14 protein-coding genes are annotated in these 17,963 nt (G+C 36.1%); 9 read left to right on the top strand and 5 right to left on the bottom strand.

From position 1 onward, the window contains the following. Nucleotides 1-296: 296 nt before the first annotated feature. The 5 genes from QWT87_RS19900 to QWT87_RS19920 all read left to right on the top strand — a co-directional run bounded on the left by QWT87_RS19900 (nt 297) and on the right by QWT87_RS19920 (nt 7,536). On the top strand, nt 297-1,826 hold the full coding sequence (locus QWT87_RS19900; protein WP_185204646.1) for an MFS transporter: 1,530 nt from the start codon (nt 297-299) through the stop codon (nt 1,824-1,826). A 195-nt stretch (nt 1,827-2,021) separates the two neighbouring features. Next, complete coding sequence (locus tag QWT87_RS19905; RefSeq protein WP_302718356.1) at nt 2,022-4,193, top strand: T9SS type A sorting domain-containing protein; 2,172 nt, start codon at nt 2,022-2,024, stop codon at nt 4,191-4,193. A gap of 236 nt (nt 4,194-4,429) precedes the next feature. Further along, complete coding sequence (locus QWT87_RS19910) at nt 4,430-5,356, top strand: mevalonate kinase family protein (RefSeq protein ID WP_302718358.1); 927 nt, start codon at nt 4,430-4,432, stop codon at nt 5,354-5,356. 12 nt (nt 5,357-5,368) lie between these two features. Next, nucleotides 5,369-6,298 carry a UbiA family prenyltransferase gene (locus QWT87_RS19915; RefSeq protein ID WP_076390125.1) on the top strand — a complete coding sequence of 310 codons (930 nt, stop codon included), beginning with the start codon at nt 5,369-5,371 and terminating at the stop codon, nt 6,296-6,298. A 65-nt stretch (nt 6,299-6,363) separates the two neighbouring features. Further along, a complete protein-coding gene (locus QWT87_RS19920; protein ID WP_302718361.1) occupies nt 6,364-7,536 on the top strand; it encodes a proline dehydrogenase family protein in 1,173 nt (390 codons plus the stop codon). A gap of 105 nt (nt 7,537-7,641) precedes the next feature. On the opposite strand, the gene QWT87_RS19925 is transcribed toward QWT87_RS19920, so the two are convergent. Further along, nucleotides 7,642-8,187, bottom strand: coding sequence for a helix-turn-helix transcriptional regulator (locus QWT87_RS19925; protein ID WP_302718364.1), 546 nt, complete (start codon nt 8,185-8,187; stop codon nt 7,642-7,644). Nucleotides 8,188-9,011: 824 nt separating this feature from the next. On the opposite strand from QWT87_RS19925, the gene QWT87_RS19930 reads away from it, so the two are divergent. Beyond that, nucleotides 9,012-10,121, top strand: a complete 1,110-nt coding sequence (locus tag QWT87_RS19930; RefSeq protein ID WP_302718366.1) for a M14 family zinc carboxypeptidase — start codon at nt 9,012-9,014, stop codon at nt 10,119-10,121. Nucleotides 10,122-10,234: 113 nt separating this feature from the next. Here the strand turns inward: QWT87_RS19930 and QWT87_RS19935 are convergent, their stop codons facing one another. Continuing rightward, nucleotides 10,235-10,741: a DUF4920 domain-containing protein gene (locus QWT87_RS19935; RefSeq protein ID WP_235130691.1), complete on the bottom strand. Its 507-nt coding sequence runs from the start codon at nt 10,739-10,741 to the stop codon at nt 10,235-10,237. Between the two features lie 767 nt (nt 10,742-11,508). On the opposite strand from QWT87_RS19935, the gene QWT87_RS19940 reads away from it, so the two are divergent. Further along, nucleotides 11,509-12,924, top strand: coding sequence for an APC family permease (locus QWT87_RS19940; RefSeq protein ID WP_302718369.1), 1,416 nt, complete (start codon nt 11,509-11,511; stop codon nt 12,922-12,924). Between the two features lie 757 nt (nt 12,925-13,681). On the opposite strand, the gene QWT87_RS19945 is transcribed toward QWT87_RS19940, so the two are convergent. Beyond that, complete coding sequence (locus tag QWT87_RS19945; RefSeq protein ID WP_302718371.1) at nt 13,682-13,831, bottom strand: hypothetical protein; 150 nt, start codon at nt 13,829-13,831, stop codon at nt 13,682-13,684. A 321-nt stretch (nt 13,832-14,152) separates the two neighbouring features. Between QWT87_RS19945 and QWT87_RS19950 the strand changes: the two genes are divergently transcribed. Both QWT87_RS19950 and QWT87_RS19955 read left to right on the top strand, forming a co-directional pair. Next, nucleotides 14,153-14,593 carry a GPW/gp25 family protein gene (locus QWT87_RS19950; protein WP_185204639.1) on the top strand — a complete coding sequence of 147 codons (441 nt, stop codon included), beginning with the start codon at nt 14,153-14,155 and terminating at the stop codon, nt 14,591-14,593. Between the two features lie 24 nt (nt 14,594-14,617). Beyond that, the gene (locus tag QWT87_RS19955) at nt 14,618-16,495 is read left to right on the top strand and encodes a type VI secretion system baseplate subunit TssF (protein WP_302718372.1); all 1,878 of its coding nucleotides are present in this window, start codon (nt 14,618-14,620) and stop codon (nt 16,493-16,495) included. 210 nt (nt 16,496-16,705) lie between these two features. Here QWT87_RS19955 and QWT87_RS19960 read toward each other — a convergent pair whose 3' ends face one another. Both QWT87_RS19960 and QWT87_RS19965 read right to left on the bottom strand, forming a co-directional pair. Then, nucleotides 16,706-17,005, bottom strand: a complete 300-nt coding sequence (locus QWT87_RS19960; RefSeq protein WP_288458034.1) for a putative quinol monooxygenase — start codon at nt 17,003-17,005, stop codon at nt 16,706-16,708. Between the two features lie 23 nt (nt 17,006-17,028). Continuing rightward, entirely contained in the window at nt 17,029-17,709 is a 681-nt protein-coding gene (locus tag QWT87_RS19965) for a type 1 glutamine amidotransferase domain-containing protein (protein ID WP_302718374.1), read from the bottom strand. Between the last annotated feature and the right edge of the window lie 254 nt (nt 17,710-17,963).

Genomic DNA, 17,963 nt, shown 5'->3' on the forward strand with positions numbered 1-17,963 from the left:
GGGCTAAAATTCCAGCCATCCATAGAAATTATCGGTAAAAATTATTTGAAAGGTTAAAAAACTTTTAAAAATCAAACCCAATCAAAAAAATACAATGCCTAATTGATGTAGAACGTTTTTTCGTCCGAAAAATAGTCAGGCACAATAGGAACCATTTTCAGATAACTTACGCATCCTGAAAAACCATTTTACGTACGGCAACTTTAACCCAATAATAAAATTTCCTTCAAACAAAATAAAAACCTCCGAATATTCAGCGGTTTTGCTATTTTTGTGTTTATTAATATTTATTTGAAATGTCTGAAATTGAGAACCTGCAAACTCAAAACATAAAGAATAATCCAAAGATCATGAAAGCCTGGGCGGTTTATGACTGGGCAAACTCCGTTTATTCTTTGGTAATTACTTCTACTATTTTCCCTATTTACTATTCTATTCTTACCACAGCGTACGAAAAGAAAGAATATGTGGCGGAAACAAAATCCTGGATTGATGTCCCTGTAAGACACATGATTAAGATCTTCGGAAAAGAATATCAACCCGATGCCGTATACGGGTATTCCTTAACGATTTCCTTCTTTGTAGTGGTTTTATTATCTCCGTTTTTATCTTCTTTGGCAGATACGATCGGGAACAAGAAATCTTTCCTTCAGTTCTTCTGCTATCTTGGAGCAACTTCCTGTATGGGATTGGCAATGTTTACCGGAATGCACAACGTATTCTTAGGATTACTCTTCAGCATTACCGCAAGTGTCGGATTTTGGGGAAGTCTGGTGTTTTACAACTCCTTTTTACCTGATATTGCGACAAGAGACAAACAGGATGCACTTTCCGCAAAAGGATACGTTTACGGATATATCGGCTCGGTAGTTTTGGTGATCATCTGTTTACTTTTAATTCAGGTTTTTGCAAAAGGCGCTGCACAACAGTTGCTTTTCACAAGAATCAGCTTTTTATTAACGGGAGCTTGGTGGTTCGGTTTTTCTCAGTATACCTTCAAACATTTGCCTCAGTTCGGTGATGTGAAAGAAAAGCTTCCGAAAGACTTAGTCCTTTTAAACTATAAAAACATCTTCAAAAGACATAAAGAACAGGGGGGATTCTTCGAAGTTTTAAAAGACAATTTAAGCTTCTATAAAGATATTGCCAAAGAAAGCTTTCATGAATTATTTAAAGTAGGAAAAGGTCTTTTCAAGGATAGAAACCTGAAATTTTTCCTTTCCAGCTTCTTTTTTTACAGCGTAGGAATGCAGACCATTTTCCTGATGGCAACCCTGTTTGGGAAAAGTGAGATCAATCTTCCACAGGATAAACTCATCGGAACACTTTTGGTCATTCAGATTGAAGCCATCATCGGAGCCGTAATATTCTCAAGATTATCCAGAAAAATCGGAAACAAAAATGTCATTACCATTGCTATTATTCTTTGGATTGTTGCCTGCATCTGGGCATATTTCCTTAACAAAGAAAATCCTACAGTAGAGTATCAGTTTTATGGCGTAGCTGCTGTGGTTGGTTTGGTAATGGGAGGACTTCAGGCAATGTCCAGATCTACCTATTCCAAACTTTTACCGGAAAACTCAATGGAAAACACAACGTTTTTCAGTTTTTACGATGTTCTGGAAAAAATTGCCATCATCGTGGGAACATTTGTTTTTGCTTTATTTATCGATAAATATGATTCCTTACGCGCTATCTTCGCGAAAATTGATGTCATGCTGCCTTCTGCTTCAGGAATGAGGTTCGCAGCATTTTCAATGGCATTGTTTTTCTTTGTAGGATTAATTTTAATACGATTTTTGAAACTCAATACCCAGAAAAAATAATTGAAATTATATTTTAAAAAAACTTAAGGCGCTGATAAAGCGTCTTTTTTATTTTATCATCATGAGAAATTATATATTTTATGGTGTAATTAAATTTTTCATTACTTTTAACAATTAAAAAATGTGAAAATATTATTATTTATTCACTGTGTTTTGATTTTTTTTGTTTATTTGCAAATCTAATAAGTCGTTAAAATGATTAAGAAATTTCTAACTCTCTGTATTTTGCAGTCTGCGGTTTTTGGCTTCTCCCAAAACATGAGACCTGTAGCCCAAAAAGTCTCGGAATACCATACCCAAAAGAAGAACTTTGAAAAGTTCGATTTATTCACCATCAACAAAAATTCAGAAAAACTTGCCGAATACAAAAGAGCGGCAACCGATATTTCTGTGCTGAATATCGATTCTAAGCAGCTCAAAAAGTTAGTACACGAAAAACCTGAATATCTTGAAATTTCTTTTCCTTTCGATGGCAGATTAATTACCCTGGAACTATACAAAAATCAGATATTTACAAACGATTTTAAAGTAACCACCAACAAAGGCGAAATCGTAGATTATACACCCGGAGCGTATTATCAGGGAATTGTAAAAGGAGACAATCAATCCGTGGTCGCGTTCAGCTTTTTTGAAGATGATGTGGTAGGAGTGGCTTCCACACCTGAACTGGGAAATGTAATTCTCGGAAAAGTTAAAAATTCTACAGACTTTGTAAGCTATTCAGATTCAAAACTTACAGGATTAAATCCTTTTGTCTGCGGCGTGGATGAATTAACGGATAATCACAATCAAAAAATATCTTTCGATCCGGATGCCAAGAAAACCACAGGAAAGGTCATGACGCAAAACTGTGTAAGAATTTATTACGAAGTTTGCTACACACCTTACACAAACAACGGATCTAATACAACCACTACAGCGAATTGGCTAACCGCAATTCATAACAATATCTCAACGCTTTACAGCAATGATGATATCAAAATCGCTTTAAACGAAATTTACGTATGGACAACGGCAGATCCTTACACCGGAACACCAAATGCAAATCTGGCAAGTTTCAGAACCAACCGACAGACTTTTAACGGAGATCTGGCTCATTTGGTCAATCAGCCTTCTACAACAAGTGTTGCTTACATCAATTCTCTTTGTACAACAAACAGACATGCCTATTCCGGAGCTTCACAGACTTACAACAATGTTCCTGTCTATTCCTGGACCATCGAAGCGATGACTCACGAAATGGGACACAGTTTAGGTTCGCCTCACACTCATGCGTGTGCGTGGAACGGAAATTCAACAGCAATCGACGGATGCGGAACGCAGGCTGGTTATCCTGAAGGAACCTGCGCCACTGGACCCATTCCTTCTTCTACAGTGAAAGGAACCATCATGAGTTACTGTCACTTAGTTTCAGGAGTAGGAATTAATTTTGCAAACGGTTTCGGTCCTCAACCGGCAGCTTTGATCAGAAATACAGTAGAATCCAAACCTTGTTTAGGAATGAATTGTACAACGGCATGTTCTACAACGGTGACTTCACTTTCTGTTTCCAACATCACACAGATTTCAGCAAACGCAACATTTACAGATGCCACATCGGCTTCATGGAAATACAGACTGGCGAAATATGACGGTACCATTGTTACTAACGGAACAACTTCTACACAATCTTTAAGTTTGGCAAATCTTCAGCCTGCAACCTATTACCTTCTGTCAGTAGGAACAGATTGTTCTGCAGGATACCAGAGAACACAGATGTTTTTAACAGATGGAGACTGGTGCGACGGAGCGCAGTTTACAGATACAGGAGGAACCACTTCCAACTACGGGGACAGCCAGACTATTGTGAAAACTTTCTATCCAAGTTCAGGAGCTTTAACGATGAATTTTACAGAATTCGGTCTTGAGCAAGATTATGATTTTATGTATATTTATAACGGCCCTTCTACAAGTTCTCCTTTGTTTGCGAATGGAAATGGTTTAACAGGAACTGCTTTACCGGGAACATTTACATCTACTCATCCTTCCGGTGCAATTACGGTAAGATTTGTGTCTGATCCTGCAGTGAATGATATTGGCTGGAAAGCAAACTTCTCCTGTGCGGTTTTGGCGGTGGAAGATGTTAATACGAAAGACAATACTGTCAATATTTATCCGAATCCGGCAAGAAACATCATTACAATTTCTTCAAAAGATGCTTTAAAATCATTCAAGATTTATGATGAAGCAGGAAGATTAATTAAATCTGAATCTTCATTAAAAGGCAATAAACATGATGTGACTATTTCTTCCATGCAGACAGGAAACTATGTGGTAACGGTAGAAACAGAAAAACAGAAAATTACCAAAAAGCTGATTAAGCAGTAATTTTAAGCTTTTTCATTCTTTAATAATAAATTGCGGACAGACAGTTTTTAAACATAATGTAAAAAAGCCTGAAAAAATCAGTTTTTTTTTGTATATTTATAGTAATAGGAATCCTGATTTTAGATTTAATTAAAATTTAAGAATATTTTGCTGTTAAAATTTGTTAGAATTCGGCGCGGGATTTGCTTATATTCACTAGAATAGTATTAAATTTGCAAAAAAATTTATTTAAATAAATGACAAACCCATTATTTTACGCAAAAATTCTTTTGTTCGGAGAATACGGAATCATAGAAGATTCCCAAGGTTTGACATTACCTTATAGCTTCTATAAAGGTACCCTCAAGTTCTCTTCACTGGATTCCGAATTTGAAAAAAAATCCAATGATCATCTTAAAAAATACGCAGATTATCTGCAGAGTCTAGAACTTCCTGAAACTTTTGAGCTTAATGTTTCAAAGTTTAAAGAAGAAATTTCTGAAGGATTATTCTTCGACAGCAATATTCCTCAGGGATATGGAGTAGGAAGTTCCGGTGCTTTGGTTGCCGCAATTTTCGAAAGATATTCTGTTTCCAAGCATGAGCCTGAAAATATTTCAAAAGACGAACTGAAAAGTCTTCGAACAGTTTTTGGCTTAATGGAAAGCTATTTCCACGGAAAAAGCTCAGGAATCGATCCTCTTATCTGCTATATGAATCTTCCGATTCTTATTGAAAGCAAAGAAAGTGTAGATAAAGTTGCCATTCCGGAAAGCGAAGCCGGAAAAGGGGCAATATTTTTAATCGACTCCGGAATGACTGGCGAAACAGGACCAATGGTTCAGATTTTCTTTGAAAAAATGAAGACCGAAGGTTTCAGAAAAACCCTGAAAGAAGAATTTATCCGTTACAACAATGCTTGTATCGATGCATTCCTTAAAAAAGACATGAATCCTTTTTTCAGAAATCTGAAAAAGCTTTCTCACTGGGCGTATGAAAATTTCCGTCCCATGATTCCCGAAAGTTTATTCAACGTCTGGAAAAAAGGCTTAGATTCCAATGCATATTATTTAAAACTCTGCGGAAGCGGCGGCGGAGGTTATATTTTAGGTTTCACCAAAGATTACGAAAAAGCAGAAAAAATGCTTGATGGCTTCCATAAAGAAGTGATTTACAGATTCTAAAAATTGTTGTGAATGAATTCTGAAAAAGAAACTTTCCAACAGAGAAATTATATCCAAAAATCTTTTTTTTACAGATTTTCACAATTCGTGGGCTTTCTTTTGGGAGCTCGCTTTTTTGTTGCCGTTCTACTGATTTTTGCCCTCTATGTTTCCACATTTTTCCTCTTTAATCAGGATGAAAATTTCAGAAAATTCGTATTCGATTTTAAAGTTCACGGAATTATTTTCTGTACGGTTCTTACGATTCTTGCCGGAGGAATCATCAATCAGTTTTACGATTTCGAAAAAGATCATGTTGTAAAGCCTTTCAGAACGAGGATTCAGAGCTTCATTAAGCAGAAATATTTTCTCTATGCTTACCTCGTTTTAAGCGTAATTTCTTTGGGAGTTGCATGGATGATTTCGCACAATGTTTTTGCGTTTTTTGTAGTTTATCAGTTCTTTATGTGGTTTTACAGCCATAAACTCAGCAGGATTTTAATATTAAACAACCTCACTTTTGTAAGCCTTACATTGTATCCTTTTTTCGGAATGATGGTCTATTATGAAACCTTTTCGAAGAAAGTTTTACTCATGGCGGTTTTTCTTTTTCTGATTCTTTTATGCATTGATATTGTAAAAGATACGTTAACAAAAAGCGTTGATAAAGCATTTGGATACACAACAATTCCCAATTATTTTAAAAGCAGGAATACCAAAACAATTATCGTTTCTCTGCTCATCATTACCATGGCAGTATCCATGAAGCTGATCATGAAAACAGGAATTGCAGGATTCATGGCGTATTATTTTACTGCCGGATTATTTATTTTCATCCTTTGTGTTTACCTTATTTTAAATCATACAAGAAAAAGCAATTTCGTCACGCTTAATATTCTCAGAATTTGGGTTTTTATTGGGATTATCGCAATGCTTCTGAACGGGCTGGAAGGTAAATTATAAAAAATTTTCTTTATAAAACCTGATCCTTTTCTTACCTTTGCAGAACCTTAAATTAATAAAAAGTAATGCCCATTTTTAACGATACTAAAGTCGCATTTGCGGATAAATCCGATGCACAGTTAAGAAAAGCGTATTGGATGTTCAAAATGATTGAGCAGCCTTCTCTTACAAAAATTGGAACTTCTGTTCTTAATTTCACCGTTCATAATAGTTTTCCTTTCGTTACCGGAATTGTAAAAAACACTTTGTTTGAGCAGTTTTGCGGAGGAGAAACCCGTGAAGAAAGTATGAAAGTCGTGAAACAGCTTTTCAGAAGAGGAGTCGGAAGTATTTTCGATTATTCCATTGAAGGCAAAGAAGACGAAGAAACGTTTGATGCAGTTTGCAAAGAGATCAAAGATATCGTAAGATTTTCTGTAGGAAATCCGGCAATTCCGTTTATCGTTTTTAAACCTACAGCTTTCGGAAGAATTGATTTGTACGAGGCTGTCGGAAAAAATGCTGAACTCACAACAAGCCAGAAAGAAGAATGGGATAGAGTGGTAAAAAGGTTTGACGAAGTCTGTAAACTTTGCCACGAACACGACAAAAAAGTAATGGTGGATGCCGAAGAAACCTGGATGCAGGATGCAGCAGACCATCTTTGCGAAGAGATGATGGAGAAATACAATCAGGAAAAACCGATTGTATGGAACACCATTCAGATGTACAGAACCGGAAGATTAGAGTATATGGAAGCGCATCTTCAGCGAGCGAGAGAAAAAGGCTATTTTATCGGGTATAAAATCGTTCGTGGAGCCTACATGGAAAAAGAAAGAGCAAGAGCCGCAGAAAAAGGCTATGCAGATCCTATTCAGCCGACAAAAGATGCTTCCGACAAAAATTACAATGCAGGAATTGATTTCGTTATGAATCATTTAGACAAAGTTTCGGCATTTTTCGGAACCCACAATGAAATTTCTTCAGAGCTTGTCATGGATAAAATGAAAGCGAAAGGACTGGAAAACGAAAATCCTCATATCTATTTCGGGCAGCTTTACGGGATGAGCGACAATATTACGTTCTATCTGTCAGATAAAGGCTATAATGCGGCAAAATACCTTCCTTACGGACCTGTAAAAGACGTTGTACCATATCTTACCAGAAGAGCACAGGAAAATACTTCTGTTGCAGGACAAACAGGTCGTGAACTGGGGCTGATTAAAAAAGAACTGGAAAGAAGAAAAGCAAGCAGATAAATTTTAAAGATAAATTTCTAAGCCTTACAATATTTTGTGAGGCTTTTTTATAATCTAAATATAAGTTGATTGAAATTTTGAAAAATGAACGGTTTTAAAGATCTTTTAAGGTTCAAAACTTTCGAATTTTCCGTTTTCGTAGAAGATGACAATTCGTTTAATTTTATTTTGCTGATTTTCAATAGCTTGAGCAACAATTTCGTCATTACTTTTTTCTAATCGCTGAGAATCCGATATTTTCTCGTGAGCTTTACTTTGATCCGATATAAACGATTCCTGACGATTCATTTTTGGCAGTTCTATTTCTGTTTCTTCACTGCCAAAATCTTCATCGTTACTTACCATCGTAAAAAGATCGGGGAGAGAAGTTGTTCTTGGTTTCTCTTCTTCATAGCTTTCTTCTTCCAGTTCAGGAATGTCCAAGTCGGGAAGCTCAGATTTCAGCATTTCGCCTTCTCCGGTAATCAGCCAGTCCCAAAGAATTTCAGGAAAGCGCGATTTTATTTTAATGATAAACTCGAGCGACGGCTTATTTCTTCCGGACGTTATGTGCGAAATAGAAGATCGCTGTACTTCAATTTCATCTGCAAACTCCGAAGAAGAAAGATTAGAATATTCGATAACTTTTGAAATTCTCTCGTTTAGACTCATAAAACCATTCTTAAAACGTGTTACAAATGTAAACAATTAAATTTACAAATGCAAATCACAAGAATAAACAAATGTAAATTAAGGCAAAATACATTTGTAAACTCAATAAACACCTAAAAATCAGTATTATAAACAATTGATAAACCACTAATTCTAAATTTTACAAAAGTTTATCCACAATTAAATTGTTAAAATCAATAAAATCTGACTGGAATCGTCGATAACTTATTGATAAGTTATGTTCATATAAACACCATTATTGATGTAATAAACATAATTTTGTTGCGGTTTAATACACTGTATCATCAAATACAGATAATGTACTTAAAATAACAGATAAACGCTTTATAATAGGGTAAAATGAACGTTTTACTTTTGTAAAATACAGCTTTCAAACGCATTTGGACTGGGTTTTGTATTATTTTAATGTAAAATATGGTTATTGATATTTTTTAAGATTTACCAGATTAAATTTCTGAAATTAAAAACAGAAATAATTTAGTAGAAGACTGTATTTTTCGATGATTTACATTTGTATACAGTGTTTTATTCAAAGTTTTCAACAATTGTTTTGTTTAACAAATTTCCTCATATTTCTTTAAAACAAAGACTTTTACTACTTAAAGTAATATTCAAATACTTATTTAATTAAACTTTATAAATTGCTGAAATTTAGTTATTTAAAATATAAGAATTAAATTATTATCAATCCACAATTTTATCAACAGACATTTTGTCACAGCCAATTGTTTAATTATTTCACAAATGTAAAATTTAATTATTTCATAAAAAAGCTTTAAATTTGACTATTGTAAACTATTTATATGAACTTCGAACAGATCTATTTACAAAATCCAAATTTCCCAAATCGCTATATTTCCCCTGAAAAATTATTTTCTTACCTACAGACCAATCTCAGTGATCATATAAAACAGATCGGAACGTCTTATTTAGAAAAACCTATTTATAAGTTAACAGTCGGAACAGGTAATATTAATATTCTTGCATGGTCGCAAATGCACGGCAATGAATCTAACGCAACACACGCAATGCTCGATTTGCTTTTTTCTTTGGATAAGGCTCCCGAATTAAAACAGGAATTATTCAGTAAAATTCAACTTGATTTTATTTTTATGCTAAATCCTGACGGATCCGAAAAATGGACAAGATTAAATGCAGCCGATATCGATCTGAACAGAGACTTTCATAACGAAGCCAGTAAAGAAATCAAATTCTTAAAAAATACGGTGGCTTCAAAAAAATATGATTATGCGCTGAATCTTCATGAGCAGAGAACAATTTTTACAACAGACGGAATTCATCCGGCAACGTTGTCTTTTTTGGCTTCCTCAGAAAATGTAGAAAGAACCGTAACCGAAAACCGGAAAAAATGCATGGCGGTAATTGCAGAAGTTTATCAGCATCTGAAAGAATTAATCCCGAATCAGATCGGAAGATATTCTGATGAATTTTATCCTACTTCCACAGGCGATAATTTTATAAAAGCAGGAATGCCTACGATTTTATTTGAAGGCGGACATTTTGTAGACGACTACACCAGAAAGGGAACCCGAAAATATTACACGGTTGCTTTATATTATGCGTTAAAAGCCATTTCAGAATTAAATTCCGAAACCACAGGCTGGGAAACCTATCTCGAAATTCCTGAGAACAGAGAAACACACTATGATATCATTTACAGAAATGTGAAGCTGAATACAGATCATGAATGTATTTTAGACGTAGCGGTTCAGTATCGTGAGATCAAAGAAGAAGGAAAAGATGAAATCTCATTCATTCCTTTTGTCATGGAAGTGGGAGATGTGAAAAAGAAAAAAGGCTGGCTCGAAATCGACTGTACCGGAAAGAAATTTGTCTCAGAAACAAAATATCCGAAACTTGATGCAGAAGTCAATTTTACAATAGAAGACTGAAAATAAAAAAAGCGGAACCGTAATGATTCTGCTTTTGTTTTATATAAATATACTGTTCATTCAGAAAGGAAGTCTGTACAATTACAGATCCTTTATTTCATTAAAACAGAAAATTAGTTTACCACTTTAATTCCGTTGGCTACAAATCTGATTTCCTCTTTCGGAGCTTTGATCGCATCGATTTCAGACTGAGGCTTTTTAGCATCTTCCGCATAATGTTTCTGCTCGTCTACAGAAGTTATTTTTCTTTCTGCAGTTCCGTCCATAACAACAGTTTTACCTTTTAAAGCAGTAGGAACAAAGAATGCATAATCCTTCATTTTTACAAAAAACTGAGAGTTATCTTCTGTCTGGATTGTTAACCAACATCCTTTTTTATCGCAAACGTCTGTTACTTTTCCTTTTACGGCAACGTTTTCTACTTTTTTATCTTTTTTAAGCTTTTTGCTCAGCTTATCTACAGAAATTGCTTTAGATTCTACATTTGAAGCAACTCCACCACCGTAAACATCACCTACAAGAGCATTTCCTGCAGGAGGTCCGAATTTTTTTGTTTCCTGTGCAAAAGCTAAAGACGAAGCACTCACGGCTACAGCAAATAATATCGCTTTGAATTTCATTTGAATTATTTTTTTCAAAAGTAATAATAAAATTCTGAACGGCAAACATTAAAAATTTGATAAAAAACAGGTTCAATCTTTCAGAATTTGAATGCATTTTCTTAAGACCAGCTTTGTTATCTATTTTTAACTTGGGGTTCGCAAAAGATAATAGGATTAGCTTTGAAAAAATTCCGTTCGCAATGGCGTTTCACTCAGCGAATGATAGCAGAATTATATTTTGAAAATAATATTGAATTGCTTTGATTTTAATAAACTATCGGCACGCAAAAAATTGAAAAACTCTTTTACGCATTTTTATCATTCGCTGAGTGAATAGTTTATGCTGAGCCTGTCGAAGCACCTTTGCGAACGAAAAATAATCAATGTTGTTTTTAATAAAAACCTTGTGGTCATTGCGTTAAATTATTACAATGAAAATTTGTTTTAACGCAAGGTTCACAAAGAAAAGAAGATTAGTTTTGAAGAAATTCCGTTCGCAATGGCGTTTCACTCAGCGAATGATAGCAGAATTATATTTTGAAAATAATATTGAATTGCTTTGATTTTAATAAACTATCGGCACGCAAAAAATTGAAAAACACTTTTACGCATTTTTATCATTTGCTGAGTGAAACGCCCTTGCGAACCAAAAATAATTAATGTTATTTTTAATAAAAACCTTGTGGTCATTGCGTTAAATATCAATTTATAGAAAAATCCGGCGAATATTAAATAAAACAGAAAATAATCCTATAATTATTTATATTTGGAATCTACAATCAATTATGCAGAAAAAACTAAAACTTTGGGATGCCATTATGCTGGTAATGGGATCCATGATCGGAAGCGGAATTTTTATTGTTGCCGCAGATATGATGCGGAATCTTGGCTCAGGATTCTGGGTAATCGTGGTTTGGATTATTACGGGAGTCATGACTGTCGCAGCAGCCATCAGTTACGGAGAACTTTCGGCTATGTTTCCAAAAGCAGGAGGACAATACACCTATCTTAAAGAAATTTTCGGAAGAAAAATGGGCTTTTTGTATGGATGGGGATTGTTTACGGTCATTCAGACCGGAACAATTGCTGCCGTTGCCATGGCTTTCGGGAAATTTACAGCCTATCTCGTTCCCGCTTTAAATGATGCAGCTCCGATTTTTCAGAGTGGCGAATTTAAAATTACATGGATCCAGATTTTAGCAATAGCAACCATCCTTTTATTAACCCAGCTCAACACAAGAGGGGTTGAAAGCGGAAAATTATTACAGAATATCTTTACAGGCTCCAAAATCATAGCATTACTGGGACTTATTGCCACAGGATTTATTCTGGTGGATATTTCGCATTTAGCGGATAATTTCAACTTTGGGTATGATGCTTTCAGCAACCTTAAAAAAGACATTTCAGGAAATTTTCTGAAAGAAGGATGGGAACCCATCGGCGGAATGACTTTACTGGGCGGAATTGCCGCAGCAATGGTAGGTTCCGTTTTCAGTTCGGTAGCGTGGGAAAGTGTAACCTTCGTTTCCGGAGAAATTGAAAATCCAAAGAAGAATGTTGTAAAATCTATGATCTACGGAACAACTGCGGTCATGATTTTATATATTGCTGTCAATTACGTTTACCTGAACGCTTTAGACAGAGATTCCATTGCTTTTGCGGAAAACGACAGGGTAGCGGTGGCTGCTTCACACTTTATTTTCGGAAATGCGGGAACGGCAATTATTGCGGTTTTGGTGATGATCTCAACTTTCGGATGCAATAACGGACTGATCTTAGCCGGAGCAAGAGTGTTTCAGACGATGGCAAAAGACGGAATGTTTTTCAGACAGGCAGAGCAGAACAACAAAAACAATGTGCCCGCAAATGCACTCTGGATGCAGGGAATCTGGGCTTCCATTTTATGTCTGAGCGGACAGTACGGAAATTTACTGGATATGATCTCTTTCGTCATTGTTTTATTTTACATGATTACTGTTTTCGGTGTTATTTACCTGAGAATAAAACAGCCGGATCTGGAAAGACCTTACAAAACATGGCTGTATCCGGTGACTCCGATTATTTATTTATTGATCGGAACAGGCTTCTGCATCTTATTGCTCATCTACAAACAGCAGTATACATGGCCCGGTTTTCTCATGGTTTTACTCGGACTTCCCGTGTATTATCTCATTAATATGAATAAAAAAACTGAAAAATAAATTCAAAAGCTGTTCGTCAATCTGGGCAGCTTTTATTTTTTGTCAACCCCAAATCAAAAATAACCCCTAAAGTCAAAAATTCCCCTCTCTTGGAGGGGTGGCAAAAATTTAATTAAATTTTTGACGGGGTGGTTTTAAAGTTCGAATAATTCAAAAAGTATTCAAATCCAAAGAACTCCTCCTTTCTAATATATCCGTTTTGCCAAAAAGAAATAATCATATAAAGCTGTTCGCAAAGTCGGGCAGCTTTTTTTTGGAGCTTTTTCCAGCTTTCCATTACAATCTTTTTTTCAAAAAGGATTTTCATTGCAATCTGGGCTAGGATTTTTTCTGTATAATTTCAATTTTTGTCCGCTAAATCCATCAAAAACAGGAAAATAAATCAGAAGTCCCGAAAGATTCCCCTCCTCTGGAGGGGTGGCAAAAATTTTATTAAAATTTTTGACGGGGTGGTTTAGAAATCCCGAAATCTTTAAAAATATTTAAAATCACTGAATTTCTCCGTTGATTACAAACAACCCTGTTTTAAATCTCCGGAGTTCTCCGGAAGTCTCCCGCAGTTTGCAGGAAACCACAGAACTTCTCCGTTGATTACAAACAACTCTGTTTTAAACCTCCGGAGTTCTCCGGAAGTCTCCTGCAGTTTGCAGGAAACCACAGAACTTCTCCGTTGATTGCAAACATCCCTGTTTTAAATCTCCGGAGTTTTCCGGAAGTATCCCACAGTTTGCAGGAAACCACAGAACTTCTCCGTTGATTACAAACAACTCTGTTTTAAATCTCCGGAGTTCTCCGGAAGTCCCCAGCAGTTTGCAGGAAACCACAGAACTTCTCCGTTGATTACAAATAACTCTGTTTTAAACCTCCAGAGTTTTCCGGAAGTCTTCCCCAACTTATTGGAAGCCATCTTACATGAATATTGTAGACAACTGATCCTTAAATTTTAAAGCTCTAAAAATTCCCCTCTTCGGAGGGGTGGCAAAAATTTCAACGAAATTTTTGACGGGGTGGTTTAAAATCAAAAATCTGTTTAAACTTTAGAGTTTTATGATTATTTACAATAAACTTTTATTAATTCATGTAATTTCAAGTAAATGCTGCATTAAAAAAGAAAAATTTAAACAACAATCAATACTATTATTTCCTTTTTTTCCTTAAAAATGATTAATTTGGTAGTATCTTTCAAAGAATTAAGTTCGATGAAGTAAAAAATTAAGAAGGAGAAATCATGGACACACCAAATTACAGAATGCCTTTTGTTCCGTCGACCTTAATGACGGAAGGAGGAAGCATAGAAACCTGCGATATGGGAGAAAGCATAGCGCACAACATTATGCTGCTCATCACCACCAAAAAAGGCGAAAACAGATACGATGAAAATTACGGAAACGACGTCTGGAACCTTGAATTCGATAACGGCATTACAAGCGCAGTCTGGGAAGCCGTTTTCATCAGAAGTCTCAAAAGGCAGATTCAGGAATACGAACCCAGAATTGTTCAGCCGCAAATCGATGCACACATCCAGATCGTAGAACACAGCTACGACACAAAAGAACATACCGAAATCAAAAAAAAGGTAAAAATCGCCATCAATGCCAAAATGGAGCATTCCGGAGAACGTTTCAGCTTTTCTACAGAGCTTTTCCTGAGTCCGATGTCGATTGATTAAATTCTATAACCACCACCAAATCCTATGAATTTAGAACAGAATATTTATTCCAAAGAATCTGTAAAAGCGAGAATGCTTCAGAATGCCACAAAAGTCTGGGGATTGAAAAGCCCGCAATCTCTTGATCCGTTCGTTAAATTATTAATTGATGCATTCAGCACGGAAGTTTTCAAAGCGAATAACGAAATACAGACCGTTAACGCCAGAATTTTAGAAAAACTGGCAAAATTATTAACCCCTTCTATTTATACACATCCCATTCCGTCTCATGCAATTGCCTTCACGCAACCTTATGAACCGTCAGAAATTTTACTGGAGCATACCGAGTTTTTCTTTAAAAAACAGATGACTTCCACCATAAAATCAGAATCGGACAAGCAGATCAATATTCCTTTTACGCCAATTGGAAATATCAGAATCAACAAAATACAGACCGCCATCATGTTTGTAGGAAACACCTGCTACGGAATTGATGACCTGCTGAATAAAATTCCCATTGCAAGATTTCAGGGAAGACCGGAAGATTACCGTAAAGTGACGATCGGAATTGATGTTTCAAAATACTCAAACGAAACTTTTCCTAAAAATGTAAGCATTTACTGTTCAAATCCTGCTTTTGAACATCTTGATTTTACCTATAAATTATTGCCTTACATTACGGTTTCGTCCAACGGAAATCCGTTATTTGTAAAAGAAGGTTTAACTTATTATAAAAACAATCCGGCAGAAGGATATGAGCAGATGTTCCGCGAACAGTCTATTCAGAATAAAATTATTGAAGACATCAAAAGTGTGTATCATCATAAATTCATTGAGATTTCCGGACTTTCAGCCTCATTATTTTCAGAACAGGGACAGCTTCCCGAAAATCTCAGCTATGTAGATTATAAAGAAGAAATTACAAAATACATCGACGGAAAACGTTATCTGTGGCTTACTTTCGAATTTCCGCCACAATTTTCTGCTGAAATTCTGGATAATTTTTCCTTTGTTTTGAATGCTTTCCCGATCTATAACCGCGGCTGGAAAAAAACGGAATACAGCTTAGACATCATGGGAAATAATATTCCTCTCGTAACGGATGAAGGCGAACATTTTCTGTATGTAGATGAGGTTCAGGACGGTGACGGAAGAAAATATACCGAAATTCCTTTTACTCCCAATGATGATCTCCGAAAAGGATTATACACGGTAAGAAAGGGCGGAATGGAGCGTTTTACAAACAGAAATGCTGTTGATATGATTGCCAATGTTCTGGAACTCACTAGAGACGAAATTGCAGCTTTCTCTTTACTGAACCGGGATAACGTGAAAGGTGTTCTTAGCGAAATGTCAGACAAAATGAAATCCATGGTTCAGAAAGTAAACAATGCCAAGCGGAGCATTAAACAGGAACTGAACTATGTGATTATGGAACCGGTTGATAAAACAGACCACACCTATGCTTCATTCTGGATCACGCATTCTACATTAGCCAATCATATGCGTCCCGGAACGGAACTTTCCAATCAGTTGAAATCACAGACGCTGGTTCTTTTAACGGAAACGATCGGCGGAGCGGAAGAGCAGAAGGGAACCGACAGTATTCAGGCTTATAAATATGCTTTAACCACAAGAGATAAGATCATTTCTCTGGAAGACGTGAAAAACTATTGCCGAATGGTTTTAAAAGACGAGCTGAAAGAGGTAAAAGTAACGCGAGGAACCATGATCAGCAATAAACCGAAAGAAGGTTTCATCCGAACGGTTGAGGTAGAGATCATTCCGCAGAATTATTCTTTCTATGGAAGAGCTTATTGGGAAAATATGGCGAATGTTTTAAGGAATCAGATTATTTCCAAAGCCATCGACGGAATTGAATATCTGGTAAAAGTAACGAATGAAGATTCGGATTTTTCGTGATTGTTTAGGATATTCTCAATAAAAATGGATGAATTCTCAGACGATCTTAGGATGACTTGGCGAAATCTTCAGCATATTTATTTAAAGGAATATAAAAGCAGTTAGTATTAGAATCCTGTCATCCTGAGCTTGTCGAAGGATCTTTAGCTAAGTAATAAAAGTTTCGGGCAAACCAAAGGTTTGCCCGAAACTCATTAAAAAAACGACTGTTTAAAATAACTGATCCATAAGAATCACCTCTCTGTTTTCCAATAAAGGAACAATCTGCTCAGCCACAACTTTCTGATAATGCTCAGAATTCTTATGGAATTCGACTGCATCGGCATTTTTATACCCTTCAAACAATACCAAAGTATGATCGTCAGATTGGCTTTGATGTACTTTATAGAAAAGATTTCCTTCTTCCTGCGAACTTTTTTCTGCTGCTTGTTGTACCAACTGCAGAACGGAATCCAGTTTTCCTTCTTTTACCTGCCATTTGGCACAGATATAAACTGCTTTCTGATCCATTTTTTATTAAATTTAAAGCTAAATTAAGCTTTTTTCGCTTCCAAAAGAGCCACTATTTTTTCTCCTACACCTTTTGCAGAAGCCGGATTTTGTCCGGTCACAATATTTCCGTCGGCAATACTGTTGGCAGACCATGGTTCTGCTGCATGGAAAATCGCACCCTGCTCCGTTAAGGCAGTCTGAAGATCAAAAGCAACATCCGCTTTTGCATAACTCTCTTCTTCCGCAGTGCTAAATGCAGCAATATTCTTACCATTCACCAGATAACTTCCGTCGCTTAATTTTACATTCAGAAGCGAAACGGGACCATGACAAACCGCTCCTACAACACGGTTGCTTTCATAAAAATCGGCAAGTACTTTTTTAAGTTCTGGTGCTTCCGCCATATCGACCATCGGAGCCAGACCTCCCGGAACAAACACGGCATCGTAACCGGAAGTATTTACCTCAGAAAGTTTTTTTGCACTATGCATATCTTCCCAGCCTTTTCCGGTTAAAAATTTTAGGTTCTCCGGATCATCGGCTAAATTTAATCCGTCCAGAAACGGAGATTCACCGGTTAAACTGGCAAAATCGATCTGGTAACCAGCATTTTCAAATTCTGCATAAGGATGCGCCACTTCAGGCAAAAAAGTTCCTGTTCTTTTATTGTTCGGACCGATAGAATTGGCGTTGGATACAACGATTAATACTTTTGGATTCATGACATTCAATTTTGTTTGTTAAAAATATTTTGTTTGATCTTTTTTGAAATTGATTGAATTTCTACAGCAAATGTATGCCGATCCAATGCTTCCTTCGAAGGACTGAAGTCACAAAAAAAGTGTGATCCAAATCACACTTCTGCGTTTTATTCTATTGGTTTAGGATTTTATCGGGAGCTTTTTCCCGCTTTCCATTACAATTCCTCATTGCGCGGCTCCTCTTCGCTCCGCCGCTCCATTGCGTGATTTTCTCT

It is taken from the genome of Chryseobacterium urinae (genome assembly GCF_030518295.1).
In the GTDB taxonomy this organism is placed as follows: Bacteria; Bacteroidota; Bacteroidia; order Flavobacteriales; family Weeksellaceae; genus Chryseobacterium; species Chryseobacterium mucoviscidosis.